Source organism: Nocardia spumae, from assembly GCF_020733635.1.
GTDB classification, from domain to species: Bacteria; Actinomycetota; Actinomycetes; order Mycobacteriales; family Mycobacteriaceae; genus Nocardia; species Nocardia spumae.
Window position 1 is genome coordinate 1,395,017 of sequence record NZ_JAJFZL010000001.1, and the last position, 14,336, is coordinate 1,409,352.

14 protein-coding genes are annotated in these 14,336 nt (G+C 67.8%); 8 read left to right on the plus strand and 6 right to left on the minus strand.

From position 1 onward, the window contains the following. Positions 1-18 precede the first annotated feature (18 nt). Entirely contained in the window at positions 19-936 is a 918-nt protein-coding gene (locus tag LKD76_RS05455) for an Abi-alpha family protein (protein WP_227979859.1), read from the minus strand. Next, entirely contained in the window at positions 933-2,255 is a 1,323-nt protein-coding gene (locus tag LKD76_RS05460; protein ID WP_227979860.1) for a DUF445 domain-containing protein, read from the minus strand. Before LKD76_RS05460 ends, LKD76_RS05455 begins: the two co-directional genes overlap by 4 nt. A 409-nt stretch (positions 2,256-2,664) precedes the next feature. Here LKD76_RS05460 and LKD76_RS05465 point away from each other — a divergent pair, with 409 nt between their 5' ends. Both LKD76_RS05465 and LKD76_RS05470 read left to right on the plus strand, forming a co-directional pair. Then, entirely contained in the window at positions 2,665-3,537 is an 873-nt protein-coding gene (locus tag LKD76_RS05465; RefSeq protein ID WP_227979861.1) for a DUF4393 domain-containing protein, read from the plus strand. Between the two features lie 89 nt (positions 3,538-3,626). Next, positions 3,627-4,184, plus strand: a complete 558-nt coding sequence (locus LKD76_RS05470) for a nuclear transport factor 2 family protein (protein WP_227979862.1) — start codon at positions 3,627-3,629, stop codon at positions 4,182-4,184. Positions 4,185-4,198: 14 nt separating this feature from the next. On the opposite strand, the gene LKD76_RS05475 is transcribed toward LKD76_RS05470, so the two are convergent. Both LKD76_RS05475 and LKD76_RS05480 read right to left on the minus strand, forming a co-directional pair. Beyond that, the gene (locus LKD76_RS05475; RefSeq protein ID WP_227979863.1) at positions 4,199-5,818 is read right to left on the minus strand and encodes a peptide chain release factor 3; all 1,620 of its coding nucleotides are present in this window, start codon (positions 5,816-5,818) and stop codon (positions 4,199-4,201) included. Between the two features lie 130 nt (positions 5,819-5,948). Beyond that, the gene (locus tag LKD76_RS05480; protein WP_227979864.1) at positions 5,949-6,503 is read right to left on the minus strand and encodes a TetR/AcrR family transcriptional regulator; all 555 of its coding nucleotides are present in this window, start codon (positions 6,501-6,503) and stop codon (positions 5,949-5,951) included. Between the two features lie 167 nt (positions 6,504-6,670). On the opposite strand from LKD76_RS05480, the gene LKD76_RS05485 reads away from it, so the two are divergent. The 4 genes from LKD76_RS05485 (at position 6,671) to LKD76_RS05500 (ending at position 9,948) form a co-directional block, all read left to right on the plus strand. After that, positions 6,671-7,333 (plus strand): lysophospholipid acyltransferase family protein, encoded by a 663-nt coding sequence (locus LKD76_RS05485; RefSeq protein ID WP_227979865.1) that lies wholly within the window; start codon positions 6,671-6,673, stop codon positions 7,331-7,333. A 249-nt stretch (positions 7,334-7,582) separates the two neighbouring features. After that, entirely contained in the window at positions 7,583-8,191 is a 609-nt protein-coding gene (locus tag LKD76_RS05490; protein WP_227979866.1) for a 50S ribosomal protein L25/general stress protein Ctc, read from the plus strand. Between the two features lie 22 nt (positions 8,192-8,213). After that, the gene (pth, locus tag LKD76_RS05495) at positions 8,214-8,792 is read left to right on the plus strand and encodes an aminoacyl-tRNA hydrolase (RefSeq protein ID WP_227979867.1); all 579 of its coding nucleotides are present in this window, start codon (positions 8,214-8,216) and stop codon (positions 8,790-8,792) included. A 58-nt stretch (positions 8,793-8,850) separates the two neighbouring features. Continuing rightward, positions 8,851-9,948 (plus strand): ADP-ribosylglycohydrolase family protein, encoded by a 1,098-nt coding sequence (locus tag LKD76_RS05500; RefSeq protein WP_227979868.1) that lies wholly within the window; start codon positions 8,851-8,853, stop codon positions 9,946-9,948. 15 nt (positions 9,949-9,963) lie between these two features. Here the strand turns inward: LKD76_RS05500 and LKD76_RS05505 are convergent, their stop codons facing one another. Both LKD76_RS05505 and LKD76_RS05510 read right to left on the minus strand, forming a co-directional pair. Next, the gene (locus LKD76_RS05505; protein WP_372465747.1) at positions 9,964-11,163 is read right to left on the minus strand and encodes an aminotransferase class V-fold PLP-dependent enzyme; all 1,200 of its coding nucleotides are present in this window, start codon (positions 11,161-11,163) and stop codon (positions 9,964-9,966) included. 15 nt (positions 11,164-11,178) lie between these two features. Beyond that, complete coding sequence (locus tag LKD76_RS05510; protein ID WP_227979869.1) at positions 11,179-11,733, minus strand: TetR/AcrR family transcriptional regulator; 555 nt, start codon at positions 11,731-11,733, stop codon at positions 11,179-11,181. Positions 11,734-11,875: 142 nt separating this feature from the next. Here LKD76_RS05510 and LKD76_RS05515 point away from each other — a divergent pair, with 142 nt between their 5' ends. Both LKD76_RS05515 and egtA read left to right on the plus strand, forming a co-directional pair. Then, on the plus strand, positions 11,876-12,850 hold the full coding sequence (locus LKD76_RS05515; RefSeq protein ID WP_227979870.1) for a zinc-binding dehydrogenase: 975 nt from the start codon (positions 11,876-11,878) through the stop codon (positions 12,848-12,850). 168 nt (positions 12,851-13,018) lie between these two features. After that, positions 13,019-14,305, plus strand: a complete 1,287-nt coding sequence (gene egtA, locus LKD76_RS05520; RefSeq protein ID WP_227979871.1) for an ergothioneine biosynthesis glutamate--cysteine ligase EgtA — start codon at positions 13,019-13,021, stop codon at positions 14,303-14,305. Positions 14,306-14,336: the final 31 nt, after the last annotated feature.

The window sequence follows — 14,336 nt, forward strand, 5'->3', positions numbered from 1 at the left end:
GACCACGGGACCAACGACTCAGAGTGCGTGACCGAGCGGCGGCACCGGCAGGCAGGCGCAGGTGAACTCGGTGCCGAAGGAGGTCAGCGCGATACTGCGGTAGCCGACCTTGGTGCCGAACCCGCGCTTGAGCAGCCGCCGCACATCGGGCTGGGATTCCAGCAGCTGATAGCGCGCCGGATTGTCGAGTTGGTCGCCCTCGACGGTGATCAGGCCCAGGCGGCGCAGGTTGGTCAGATAGGTGACAGCCCGGTCGGTATAGCGCAGCGCGGCGGCCTCGCCGATCAGCGACATCCCGACCTCGATGCGCTGCGTCCCGGCGCTCAGGGCGCGACCGGTGCGGATATCCAGGGCCGGCTGCGGACCGTCGAGATACAGGAAGCGCAGGATGCGCGCCTCGTCGGGGGCCAGTTCGGACAGGATGCGGGCGAAGGCCGGATGGTCGGCGTCCTCGCCGTGCACGTCGGCCGAGCGACGCAGCAGTTCGGCGCCGCGTTCGCGCAGACTCGGCGCGCTGGGGGCACCGGCCGCGCTGTCACGCGCGTCATCGACGCCGAGGGCACGGCGCATCGAATCGCGGACATGATCGCCGGCCTGCGACAGCACGCGATGCGGGGGATGCCCCGCCATGCTGCCGCGCACCACCGTAGCCGTCACCCCGACCGCGGTGCCGAGACTCCACGAGGCGACCTCGCTGACCGCCGACAGCGCCACCCGGACGACACCGGTGGTGGTGCGGACCGGCCCGGCCCGGCCGGAATCGGCGACGACCAGCTCGGAGGGCGGGCGGGCGACGAGTTCGGTCGAATACGTCGCATGTTCGATCGTCTCCACGAGTTCGGGCTCGGGCGGCCCGCCGGCCGCCGCCTGTTCCTCGTTGTCGATCGAAAACTCGGCGCCACCACCGGTTTCGGGGGCGGCGCCGGGTCCGCTCACAGCCATACTTTCGCCACTTCCGTTCCGAAGATCAGGAGATGAGCGTAACCGGCGATGAGCCCCAGCACACCGCCATGAACGAACAAAAGCCACTCGTCCTGTTTGATCGCCGCGCGCAACATGTCGACGAAGTCCGGCGGCGACAGGGCGGCCATCTGCTTGGCGATGTACCGGGTGACCTGCTTGCTCTGCTGGGCGTTGAAGCCGGGATCGGCGAAAGCCGCGGGCGCCAGCGATTTGGCCTCGTCGGTGAACCGGGTCTGCAAGGTGGCGTAGTCGCGGCTGCCGATCACGAATTTCAATGCCCCGCGCATGGGACCCAGCGCACGGTCGGTGGCCGGTCGCAGCGTGTCCTCCAGCACCTGCATGGTGCGGTCGGAGCGCGGTCCGTTGAGCAGTTCGTCACCGACATTGGCGATGGTGATGATCTGCGTCGCCACCAATTCGGCATAGCCCTCCGTGATTTCGGGCTGCCGTTTGATCAGCAAACCCTGCCGCCACGGGCACCACCACTTCGGATAGGCGGGCTCGAAGATCATATTCAGCCCGATCCAGTTCACCACCCAGCCGATGATCACGCCACCGATCGGTAGAACCACGAGCGGCGACCAATGGGTCAGGTGCAACACGCCGACCAATACCAGACCCATCGGCGCGCCGAAATAGAAGCCGAAGTTCTGCATGAACCGCAACTCCTTGGCGCCCAGCACCTGAAATACCGTGTTGAGCAACTGCGGCCGGGATTGGAAATACCGGATCACCATCTGTTTGACATCGAGTAGTTGTTCGATGTTCGAACCGAGTTCGTCGGTCAGCTCCTTGAGGATCTCCGGCAGCTGTTCCCGGACCCGCTCGTGCACCATCTCGCGGACGGGGGCGGGCAGGTTGTACCAGAGTTGAGGGTGTTCGCGCCGGGCGATGTCCTCCACGATCTCGCGGATCTGGGACTGCGCCATATCGGTGAGATGGGCGGCCAGTTCATCGGGTTCGAGTTCACGATAGAAGTCGGCGACACTGCCCAGTTTCGAGAGGCCTTTGTCGACCGCGATCGAGGCCATCTTGTCGGCGCGGGAAGGAACGATTCCCTGCCATCCCATCCGGCCGTCGTACTGCAGTAGGGGAAGTACCTGAATGCGCTTGGGCAGATACGGAAACAGCCATTTCAGACCCGGCGTCCGAAACCCGTGAAAGCGTAGCGGCTTGAACAGCATCAGGATGCCCGTCCAGTTCGTGATATAGCCGATAACGCCTGTGAACAGGGGGATCGTGATCAGTTCCAGCAAAATCGTTGGGTGAAAACCCAGCAAACTATCCAGCACGACACCCTCCTGCCGACCCCTTACCGGTGACCGCCGTCACACCGGCACTTCAACGTACCCCGTCGGCCGAGCGAACCTTACTGTGAATTCCGGAAACGGGTCCAATTGGCGACTGTAGCGACGCGGCCGAAGGCGGCAGCCCGCGTGACCACCGCGGAAGTCGCTATCGAATTCGGGTTGGAAGCTGGTACACGGTAGCGTATCGGCAGAGACTTCGATCACATCGTGCGATGGGAATGTCGCACCGGACAGCGGTGGCCGCAAGAATGACCGGAACCACATTCATGCCGCAATCGCTGTGGGTGTCGGTGCTCATGGTGCGGGGCCGCCGACGGTGATCCGGTAGCCCGCGTGGTGCGGTAGGAATATGTGAACGGACTCGTTCACCTGGCGATATTCGGAGACGGACGTGACAGACGACAGGACCGGACAGGATGTGGTCCGACCCGGTTCCCGCGCTGTGGAACGCAGCTCGGATGTGGAGAAGCGGCAGATCAGCAACGAAGCGCGGATGATCCGCGGCGTTTTCCGCGCTGCGGGTCTGGCGGCCGGCACCGCGGTCCGCGGCGGGCAGTGGGCGGTCGGCACCGGCTTCGAGGTCACCAAGCAGATCGCGCAGGCCGCGCTGGACGGCGAATCCTCCACCGAGATCGCCGAACGCACCGGCGCCGCACTGCAGTCCGTCGCGCGCAGTGTGCTCGGCGTGACCGAGGGTTCGGTGCGCGAGATCGTCAGTTACGTGCCCACCAACGGGAGTGCGGCGACACCGTCGACCGCCGGGCTGGTCCGCTCGGCCAGCCTGGCGGATCTGCGCCGCCGCGGTGACAATCTGCTGGCGCGATCCGCCGATGTGTACTTCACCGAGGAAGTGCATCCCGCCTACGACCGCATCCTCGACCAACTGGCCTCCGATGAGGCCCGCATCCTGCGGTTCATGGCCATCAACGGCCCGCAACCGTCGGTCGACGTGCGTACCAACCGGCCGCTGGGGATCGGATCCGAGCTGGTCGCGGGGGATCTGACCTCGGTGCCCGAACAGGCCGGCGTGCGCTATCCGGACCGGTCACGGCTGTATTTGATCAATCTGACCAGGCTCGGTCTGCTGACCACATCCGACGATCCGGTGGTGCTGAGCCGTTATATGGTGCTCGAGGTCCAGCCGATCGTGGAGACGGCCCTCAAACAGGCCGGCCGGGTGCCCAAGATCGTGCGAAAGAGCCTGCGCCTCACCGAATTCGGCGAGGATTTCTGCAAAACCTGCTTCACCATCAACGGGTCCTGACCGGATCGGGGTGCCGGACGCTGTATAGCGATCCGATACAGATTTTCCGATCTGCGCAGATTCGCCGGATCCGGTGGGATTGTTGAGGTATGGACTCCGATGCCGTCTCCGCGATAAGCCGGCTGAAGTTCCGGTACCTGCGAGCACTGGACACCAAGTCATGGGAAGACTTCGCCGACACGATGATCCCGGAGGCGACGGCGACCTACAGCGAGTACTTGCAGTTCGAGTCGCGTGACGCCTTCCTGGCGTTCATGCGCAATACCCTCGGCCCACACGTCATCACCGAACACCGGTGCGACCACCCCGAGATCGATATCGACGGCGATGTGGCGACGGGGACCTGGTATCTGGCCGATACGGTGCTCATTCCCGGCCACAACATGCTGCTGCGCGGGGCGGCCTTCTACAACGACCGGTACGTACGCTGCGACGACGGCCACTGGCGGATCGCGCACACCGGCTATGAGCGGACCTACGAGGTGGTGCTGTCGCTCTCGGATCTGCCGAGCCTGCGCCTGACCGCGAGCAGGTGGGGTGTGATCACCGGCGAGCCCGGCGCCGTGCCCGATATCCCCGCGGTGGTGGCCGATATCGAGGACACCCCGGTCCAGCCCGAGGAAGAGCCCGACGAGGCGATCGGCTGACACCGGCCTCGTCGTCAGTCCGCGGTCGCGACCAGCGGTTCCAGGGTCAGCTCGGCCATTTCCTTCCGGATGTACTGCAGCCGCCACTTGTCGCTGAACAGGGCCAGGATCGCGCCGTCGGTGCGGGTGAACACCTCGACTCCGCGCTGACGATCCAGTTCCGCCGCGGAGTCCGCGTCGGTGCGCCGTGCCAGCTGATAGGGCAGGAAGTCCAGTTGGGTCTCGACATTGAATTCGGCCTGCATCCGGGCGGTCACCACCTCGAACTGCATCGGGCCGACCGCGGCCAGCACGGGAGAGGCGTCGCCGCGCACATCGTTGCGCAGCACCTGCACGACACCTTCGGAATCGAGCTGGTCGATGGCCTTACGGAACTGCTTGTACTTGCCGGCGCTGCGAGCGCGCAGGGTCGCGAAATGTTCCGGCGCGAAGGACGGGATGGGCGGGAATTCCACCTTCTTGTCCACGAACAGGGTGTGACCGGGCGCGAGTGCGGTCGCGTTGACCAGGCCGACCACATCACCCGGATAGGCGGTGTCGACGGTCGCGCGTTCCCGGCCGAAGACCGTGAGTGCGTATTTGGTCGCGAACGGGCGGCCGGTCTGGGCATGGGTGACGACCATGCCGCGTTCGAACTCCCCGGACACGATGCGCATGAAGGCCAGCCGGTCGCGGTGAGCGGCATCCATCCCGGCCTGCACCTTGAACACCACCGCGCTGAACGGATCCGCCGGTTCCCGCTCGGCGCCGCCGATATCGGCGCGCGGCCCGGGTGACGGGGCCAGGGCCACCAGCGTGTCCAGCAGCTGCCGCACGCCGAAGTTCAGCATGGCCGAGGCGTAGATGACCGGCGAGGTCTGCCCGGCGAGGAACAGCTCCTGATCGTGATCCTGACCGGTGGCCGAGAGCAGCTCGCTCTCCTCGGCCGCGGTCTCCCACGGCTCGCCCTCGCGCGCGGCCGCCTGCTCGGGGGAGTAGGACTCCTCGGGCGCGATGGTGGCGCCACCGGCGGTGCGGGTGAAGTGGACGTACTCGGTGGCGACGCCGTCCGCACCGCGCCGCAGCAGACCGCGGAAGTCACCGGCGATGCCGACCGGCAGGAACAGCGGAGTCGGGGTCAGGCCGATGCGTTCGCTGATCTCGTCGAGCAGCTCGAGCGGCGCGCGCCCGGGCCGATCCCACTTGTTGATCACGGTGATCACCGGAATGCCGCGGTGGCGGCACACCTGGAACAACTTGAGCGTCTGCGGTTCCAGGCCCTTGGCCGCGTCGATCAGCATGACCGCGGCGTCGACAGCGGTCAGCACCCGGTAAGTGTCCTCGGAGAAGTCCGAGTGGCCGGGGGTGTCGACCAGATTGATCACGCAGTCGCCGTATTCGAACTGCAGCGCGGTGGAGCTGACCGAGATACCGCGCGCCTTCTCCATTTCCATCCAGTCCGAGACGGTGGATTTGCGGCCGGATTTGCCGTGAATGGCGCCGGCCTCGGAAATCATCTTCGCGTGCAGCGCCAGGGCCTCGGTGAGCGTCGATTTACCCGCGTCGGGATGGGAGATCACCGCGAAGGTGCGCCGCCGTTCCGCCTCCTGCGCCACCCGCCCGGATGTGGTCGTGCTGGCTGAGGGGGAATTCACCGATCGGCTCCTCTTCGCGGGACAGGGCAAAGCATCAGAATACGGGAACGGGCGAATCCGGCCCGCGCCGGGATACTCCGTGAGCAGTGGGAAAGGACCCGGTCAGAGGCGTGCCGGACGCCGGAGCGATTCACCCGGGCAGGTGTAGTGCGACCGTGGTGTGGACCAGCGAGTCGAGGGTGATCCCGGGCGCGATCAGTTCGACACTGCGGTTGGCGACCAGCGTGGCGATGCCGTGCATATTCGTCCACAGGCCGAAGGCGCGTTCCTCCGGGCGATCGGTGACGCACTCGGCGACCAGTTCGGCCCAGGCCCGGTAGATCGGAATCGTTCTGCGACGCAGGTTCTCCCCGGAGCCCTGAAGCAGGTCGTGGCGGAACATCAGCGTGAACATCTCGGGACGCTGGGCCGCGAAGCCGAGATATTCACCGGCCATGCGATCGATGCGCACCCGGGCGGGCTGGTCGTCGCAGGCCGCGAAACGCGCGCTCAGATCCGCGAATCCGCGCACCGCGACGGCGGCCAGCAGCGCGTTGTGGGTGGGGAAGTAGCGCCGCGGCGCACCGTGTGACACGCCGGCTTGCCGGGCGATCGCCCGGAGCCCCAGCTGTGCCGCGCCGACCTGCTCCAGCAGGTCCACGCCGGCACTCACCAGCCGTTCCCGCACCGGTCCGTCCACACCCATGCGAGACATTGTCGCCTCTGCACCGAGCCGGCGATGCGGGCCGGGCGGTGAATCGCGGGGTGGGTGCGCTGCGGCCGCTGACTCGCCAGGCGGGACGCGTGACTTCCGTAGACATTGTCTACTAGTCTGCCGTAGACAATGTCTACGGCGCTTCGCGGAGGGTTCGCATGTGGTACTGGATCTTGAAATTCGTCCTGATCGGCCCGATCCTGCGGTTGCTGGGGCGGCCGAAAGTCGAAGGATTGCACCATGTTCCGGCCGACGGTCCGGTGATCATCGCCGCCAACCATCTGGCCGCGATCGACTCGCTGTATCTGGCACTGGTGCTGTCGCGGCGGATCACCTTCCTGGCCAAGAGTCAGTATTTCGACGAGCCCGGATGGCGCGGCCGGCTCAATCGGTGGGTGATGACGGCGACGGGGCAGGTGCGAGTGGATCGGACCGGAGGGTCCGCCTCGGCCGACGCGCTGGCCGCGGCGGTGCGAATTCTGGAATCCGACGGAGTGTGGGGTATCCACCCCGAGGGCACGCGTTCCCCGGACGGCCGGGTCTACCGCGGGCGCACCGGGGTGATCCGGGTGGCGATGCGCACCGGTGCGCCCGTTGTCCCGGTGGCGCTGACCGGGACCGATCTGGTGAATCGCCGGGGCCGTCGAGGGCTGCGTTTCGGCAAGGTGCGCATCGTCTTCGGGCCGCCGCGACGCTTCGAACCCGTCGATCGCGCCGCGGTACGGGCCGCGACCGACGATTTGATGGTGGAACTTGCGATGCGATCGGGCCGCCGTTACGTAGACTGCTACGCGGCGACATTCCGCGCCGAATCGGCCTGATTCGCGGGATCGTATTACCGCATCAGGGGGTTGCGCGGGGCGTTTTCCGCCACATGCTATTGTTCTCAGGTTGTCTCGGCGAGGGTGTCGCACCCAGGTGCACACCGTGATCGACGCGGCTCGGCTTCCGGCCGTTGTCGTGCGGTGCTCGCCCGACGAGCAGACCCTTTCGCCAGGGTGATCCGATTCCGGATGGCACCTGGCCAGCACACCGTCCGCCCCGGAAAGCCGTAGGAGAGTATTCCAGTCATGTCCGACGTCAGCGTCCTCGAAGCCACGACCCGCACCGAATTCGGCAAGGGTGCCGCGCGCCGTACCCGTCGCGACGGCAACGTCCCCGCCGTCCTGTACGGCCACGGTGAGGCGCCGAAGCATCTGTCGGTCAACGCACAGGCCTTCGCCGCGATCCTGCGCGAGCACGGCACCAACGCCATCGTGGACCTGCAGATCGACGGCAAGAAGCAGCTGGCGATGACCAAGTCCGTGGTCGTGCACCCCATCCGCCGCTACATCGAGCACGCCGATCTGCTGATCGTGAAGCGTGGCGAGAAGGTCGTCGTGGACGTGCCGGTCGCGCTGGCCGGCGATGCGGGCCCGGGCACCCTGGTCACTCAGGAGACCACCACCCTGTCGGTCGAGGCCGACGCCCTGAAGCTGCCCGAGTCCATCGAGGTCTCGATCGAGGGCGCCGAGGCCGGCACCCAGATCACCGCCGGTCAGATCGAGCTGCCCAAGGGCACCACGCTGGCCGGTGATCCGGAGCAGCTGATCGTCAACATCATCGTCGCCCCGGCCGCCGAGGAGACCGAGGGTGAAGCCGAGGCCGAGGCCGAGGCCGAAGGCGAGAGCGCCGAATAATTCGGCCCCTCCACCGTTTCCGATGACGGATTCGAACGCGCCCGCACTCGTGGTCGGACTGGGCAATCCGGGCCCCGAATACGAGCGGACGCGACACAATGCGGGTTTCCTGGTCGCCGATGTGCTCGCCGAGCGCATCGGCGGCCGGTTCACCGTGCACAAGAAGTCGGGCGCCGATCTGGTGGAGGCCCGGCTCGACGGCCGCAAGATCCTGCTGGCCAAACCGCGCACCTATATGAACCTCTCGGGGCGACCGGTCGCGGCACTCGCGCGGTTCTTCTCCGTTCCGCCGACCGAGATCATCGTCGTGCACGACGAACTCGATCTGCCCTTCGGCGATATCCGGCTCAAGCGCGGTGGCGGCGAGGGCGGCCACAACGGTCTGCGCTCCATCTCGAATGCCTTGTCCACCAAGGACTATCTGCGGGTGCGATTCGGTGTGGGTCGTCCCCCCGGCCGCCAGGATCCCGCCGATTTCGTGCTGAAACCGTTCTCCGCGGCCGAACGTAAAGAGGTCCCGGTACTGGTCGAACAGACCGCCGACGCAGTCGAATTGCTACTGCGCGTGGGTCTGGAACCGGCCCAGAACCAGCTGCACTGAGCGCCGGCAGCCTGCCTCCGGCCCGTATTCGGCCGGCAATCTGCCATGATGGGCGACTGTGCGCGACCACGACATTGTTTACGACCGATATCGGGGTGTACTGCTGGGCGGGGCGGTCGGTGACGCGCTCGGGTGGCCGATCGAGTTCCTGAAGCTGGCGCAGATCCGCGACCGGTTCGGTGCCGACGGTCTCACCGATTTCGCGCCGTCGGCCGGTGACCCCGCGCCCAAGCAGATCACCGACGACACCCAGATGACGCTGTTCACCGCCGAGGGATTGCTGCGCTGCGCGCCCGGCGCGGATCCGGCGCCGGTGCTGCGCCGGGCCTATCTGCGATGGCTGCGCACCCAACGTGAACATCTGCCGGAGCCGACGCCCGACGGCTGGCTGGCGGGCCTGCCCTATCTGTACGCCGTCCGCGCACCGGGTAACGCCTGTATGGGTGGCTTGAATCGACAAGCGGGACAATTTATTCCGCCACATCCATTCGGTACGCCCGGACCCGTGAATCCCGACTCCAAGGGCTGCGGCACCGTGATGCGGTCGGCACCGTTCGGGCTTGCCGCGCTCGGCCCGGAGGTCGCGTTCGAGTGGGCCGCCCGCTGTGCCCAGCTCACCCACGGTCATCCGACCGGATATCTCGCCGCCGGTGCCTTCGCCGCCGTCATCGATCGGGTCGTGAACGGCGCCGACGTGCGAACAGCGGTGCACGAGACCGTGATTCAGGCCGAGGCCGTCCCGGGCGGCGGGGAGACCGCCGCGGCGCTGCGCAAGGCCGTCAGCGCGGCCGACGCGGGTCCGGGGACCTCCGAGGGTGTCGAGGTGGTCGGTGAGGGCTGGGTCGCCGAGGAATGTCTGGCGGTCGCGGTCTACTGCGCCCTCGACGCCGCCCGCACCGGGGATCTGCGCCGCGCACTGTTGTTGTCGGTCAACCACTCCGGCGATTCCGACTCCACCGGCGCGGTGACCGGAAATCTGCTCGGCGCCTGCTACGGGCTCACCGCACTGCCGCTGGATTGGTGTGCCGCAGTGGAGGGACGCGACGATCTGGCCCGGGTCGCCGATGATCTGGTGGCGAATTTCGTCTACGGCGACCGGGCGCCGCTCGGCTCCCGGTACCCGGTCGAGGCGGCGGAAGATCCGGTCCTGCAATAGCTTTCCTGCGCTCGTTCAGCGCCTGCGGCGGGCCAGGCGGCCGACCGCGTCGAGGAATCGGTCGAGTTCCTCGACGCTGACGAAGCAGTGTGGTGAGGCGCGCACGACGGAGTCGAGGCGCCGCGCCGACATATCGAGCAGGGTCGAACTCCGATGGCTCACGGTCACGGTGATATCGGAATCGCGCAGCCGGTCACGAATCTCGACCGGATCGAGCCCTTCGATGGTGAACGAGACGATGCCCGAGCGCTCGGTTCCGAGATCGCGCACGGTGACGCCGGGGATCGATGGCAGCTGGTCGCGCAGCCGGTTCGCATTGGCCGCGACCGCGGCGAACACGTGCTCCGGTCCGAGATCGAGCAGGTAGCGGACGGCCGCGCCCAGACCCAGCCGGGCCGCCACATCGCATTCCCAGAATTCGAATCGGGTGGCGTCGGGGGCGAGCCGGTACTCCTGCGGGCCGGTCCAGGTGGCGCTGTGCAGATCCAGCCGGCTCGGTTCCAGCTCCCGGCACACCTCCGGACGCACGTAGAGGAATCCCGTGCCGCGCGGACCCCGCAGCCATTTCCGTCCGGTGGCCGACATCGCGTCGACGCCGAGTTCGGTGACGTCGATTGCGATCTGGCCGGCGGACTGGCACGCGTCCAGCACTACCAGCGCACCCACCCGATGGGCGATCCGGGTGGCCTCGGCGACCGGATTGACCAGGCCACCGTTGGTCGGCGCGTGCAACAGCGATACCACCTTCACCCGCTCGTCGAGCAGATCGGCGAAGGCCTCGAGATCGAGCCGGCCGGTGGGATCGCTCGGTATCGCTTCGACGGAGGCTCCGGAGGCCCGGGCGCGCTGCAGGGCGGCGATGGCGTTGCTCGCGTAGTCCGCACCGGAGATCAGGATCCGGTCACCGGGGCCGAGTCCGATGGCGTAGAAGAAATCCGACCACGACCGAGAGGCGCTGTCGCTCAGGGCGATTGCGGAGGCGTCGGCATTGATCAGGGCGCCGATGGCGGATTTGACCCCGGCGAGATCGTCGAGCCGCTCAGTGGCCGCCCGATATCCGCCGATCTCGCCTTCGCGACGCAGATGTGCGGTGATGGTGTCGATGACGACCCGCGGCGGTAGCGAGGACCCCGCGCTGTCGAGGAATACCGGCGGCGGTCCGGCCGCGTCGGCGTAGGCGGGGATGTCGGCGCGCAGGCGTTGAGTGTCGAGCACGGTATCGACGGTAGGTCATCGGGGGCCGGTCTCGCCGGACGCTGCCTCGAGCACGGCCCGGATCAGTTGCGCGGACTCCGCGGCCATCTGCTCCGGCGGGCACGGCCGATCCTGTTCGAGCCACCACACGATCGACTGGACGAACATCGCCCCCACGATGCTCGGGACGAAGGCCGTCGCGGTCCGCCCCGGCAGATGCTCGCTGGACATGGCCGCGAGGGTGGCCCGCATCCGGTCGGCGAACCACGGGCTGCCCTTACGGCCCAGCAATGCCGCGTAGAGCCGGTGGTAGCTGTCGATATGGGTGAAGAATCCGGCCCAGCGCTGTCCGGGGGAGCGGTCGTCGCGTGCGTCGGTGGCGGTCATCTCCGCCGTCGCCTCGTCGAAGATCTGCTCGACGAGTGCGTACTTGTCGCGATAGTTGCGGTAGAACGCGGCCCGGCTGACCATGGCCCGCGTGGTCAGTTCCCCGACCGTGATCCGGTCGAAGCCGCGCTCCTCGATCGATTCGATCAGCGCCTGCCGCAGCAGGGTGCGGGTGCGCACTACACGTACGTTCTGCTGAGACATCTACGGCTCCTTGTCTGTTTCGGGACAGATCCGCGGAGATGAATCTTGTCGCGGCGGAGGAAGTTTCGGAAGCTGGACATCGTAGCCGGAATGAGACAGGTCGTCTCGTCCGAACCCTGCCCTCGACACGGAAGAGGTAACGATGCGCGCGGTACGAGTGACGGAATTCGGTGATCCGGAGGTGCTGGTTCTCGCCGATATCGCGGATCCGGCGCCGGCCGCCGGACAGGTGCTGGTGCAGGTCGAGCGGGCGGGAGTGGCTTTCGGTGACGTGATCGTGCGCTCCGGCCGGTATCCGTTGCCGCTGCCCTGGGTTCCCGGACTCGAGGTCGGCGGCCGGGTGGTGGGTCTCGGCCCGGGGGCGGATCCGGCGCTGCTGGGGCGCACGGTCGTCGCGACGACGGCGGGCCGGGCCGGTGGTTATGCCGAACTGGCGGTGGCGCCGGCGGACTACACCTTCCCGGTGCCGGACGGACTGGATCTCGAGGTGGCGCTCACGGTGTTCCAGTCCGGCGCCTTGGCCCGCGGTCTGCTCACCGCGATGGGGCTGAGCTCGTCGGATACGGTGCTGGTCACCGCGGCGGCCGGGCGGATCGGCTCGATGGTGGTCCAGACGGCCAAGGCCGCGGGAGCCCGGGTGATCGGCGTGGCGGGCACCGCGAAGACCGCCGCCGTGGCCGACTTCGGCGCCGATCACGCGCTGGACTACGAGTCCGGTCAGTGGGGTGCCCGGGTCCGTGCGCTGACCGGCGGGCGCGGGGTGGATCTGGTCCTCGACGCGGTCGGCGGCGAGGTCGCCGCACAGGCCATATCGGCCGCTGCCGACGGCGCCGGCCGGATCGGGCTGTACGGTTTCGCGTCCGGCGATTGGGCACCGGTCGACGCCCCGACGGTGTCGCACCGAGGCCTCACGGTGTGCGGCGCGCTCGGTGTCGTCATCCGCAAATCCGATGCCGAACAGCGCGCCGATGCCGAGGGCGCGCTCGCCGCTGCCGTGCGGGGCGAACTGAAACCCAGAATTCACGCCCGGGTGCCGCTCGCGGCGGTCGCGACCGCCCATCGCGAGCTCGAGCAGCGGCTTTCGGTGGGTGCGGTAGTGCTGTCGGTGGGGCCGTGACCGGCCTGTTCACCATTTCTTCGGAGTCTGTGTCGGTAGGCGCGGCTACGCTGGTTCGGGTCGGTGGAAGAACCGGGTGTGGTCTCTCGTTGTACGGCTACACGCGATCCCGACGGCACAGCGGCCGGAGGGGATGCGTGATCTGTGCGGGGCTGAGCGGAGGTTGGCATGGCGGTAACTGTGGACAAGGCGCCGGCCGAGCCAGGGGTCGGCCTCTCCTCGCGCGCCGCGGCGGAGGCCTATGTGGGGGGTGTGTGTTTCAAGCAGGGGCCGCCCGCCTTGATCGGCGCCGAACTGGAGTGGCTCACCATCTGTAGCGAGCCGTCGGCGTCGGATTCGCGTCCGCGATTGTCGGCGCTGGCGGACGCGCTGGGCCCCTATGCGCCGCAGTCCATTTCGCCCGATTCTCCCGCCAAAGTGCTCCCCGGTGGCAGTCGGATCACCCTCGAACCCGGTGGTCAGATCGAACTGTCGAGCGCCCCCTTCGATGACGCCTCGCAGCTGTGCGCTCAGCTGCTGGAGGACTCTCACTTTCTTTCCGGCTTGCTCGAAGCCAGGTCCATCCGAACGATATCCGCCGCCGCCGATGCCGATCGGCAGGCCCGCAGGCTGCTCCGATTACCGCGCTATCGCGCGATGGAACGATCGTTCGCCGGTGTCGGCCCGTACGGCAAGCTGATGATGTGCAATACGGCCGCCACACAGGTCAGCGTGGACGCCGGTGGTGACCGGGCCGAGATCGCGGCCCGGTGGAACACGCTGTACGCGATCGGGCCGGCCTTGCTGGCCGCGTTCGCCTGCTCGCCGGACCTGCACGGTGCCCCCGTCGGGGCATGGGCGTCGCAACGGATGCGGACCTGGTTGCGCCTCGATCACACCCGCACCCGCCCGCCCGTCCGGAACTGGGACGATCCGATCGTCGACTACGGACGCTGGGCACTGGACGTGCCGCTGCTGTGCGTGCGCCGCGGCGAATCCGATAGTGACTGGGCCGCGCCGCCGGGGGCGAGCTTCGCCGACTGGCTGTGCGGTGCGCTCGACGACGAGATCGGCCGCCGCCCGGAGGCCGAGGACCTCGACTATCACCTGACCACCGTCTTCCCGCCCGTGCGCGCATCCGGTCATCTCGAGGTCCGCTATCTGGATGCGCAACCGGGCGACCAGTGGACGGTGCCGATCCACGTCCTCGACGCGTTGATGTCGGCACCGGCTGTCGTGGCCGAGGCGGCCGACCTGGCCGATCCGGTCGCCGACGAATGGTCGCTGGCGGCGCGCTGCGGCCTGGCCGACCCGCAGATCCGCGCGGTGGCCGTCGATCTGCTGACCCTGGCCGCCGACAACGCCCGCACCGACACGGCCGCCGATCAGATCGGGGACGCCGCACGGCGATGTCGCGCGGGCCTGACCCCGTCCGGGGCGATCGTCCACTGCCGGCCCGAGGAGGCCGCGGAATGAACCGTGACGCAGAGATCGGCTCGGTCCGACG

What these genes read in the sequence shown, in the direction of transcription:
- LKD76_RS05470 (WP_227979862.1), top strand. Translation starts at nt 3,627, where the DNA reads ATGGACTCCGATGCCGTCTCCGCGATAAGCCGGCTGAAGTTCCGGTAC.
- LKD76_RS05480 (WP_227979864.1), bottom strand. Translation starts at nt 6,503, where the DNA reads ATGGGTGTGGACGGACCGGTGCGGGAACGGCTGGTGAGTGCCGGCGTG.
- LKD76_RS05485 (WP_227979865.1), top strand. Translation starts at nt 6,671, where the DNA reads ATGTGGTACTGGATCTTGAAATTCGTCCTGATCGGCCCGATCCTGCGG.
- LKD76_RS05490 (WP_227979866.1), top strand. Translation starts at nt 7,583, where the DNA reads ATGTCCGACGTCAGCGTCCTCGAAGCCACGACCCGCACCGAATTCGGC.
- pth (WP_227979867.1), top strand. Translation starts at nt 8,214, where the DNA reads ATGACGGATTCGAACGCGCCCGCACTCGTGGTCGGACTGGGCAATCCG.
- LKD76_RS05510 (WP_227979869.1), bottom strand. Translation starts at nt 11,733, where the DNA reads ATGTCTCAGCAGAACGTACGTGTAGTGCGCACCCGCACCCTGCTGCGG.
- LKD76_RS05515 (WP_227979870.1), top strand. Translation starts at nt 11,876, where the DNA reads ATGCGCGCGGTACGAGTGACGGAATTCGGTGATCCGGAGGTGCTGGTT.
- egtA (WP_227979871.1), top strand. Translation starts at nt 13,019, where the DNA reads ATGGCGGTAACTGTGGACAAGGCGCCGGCCGAGCCAGGGGTCGGCCTC.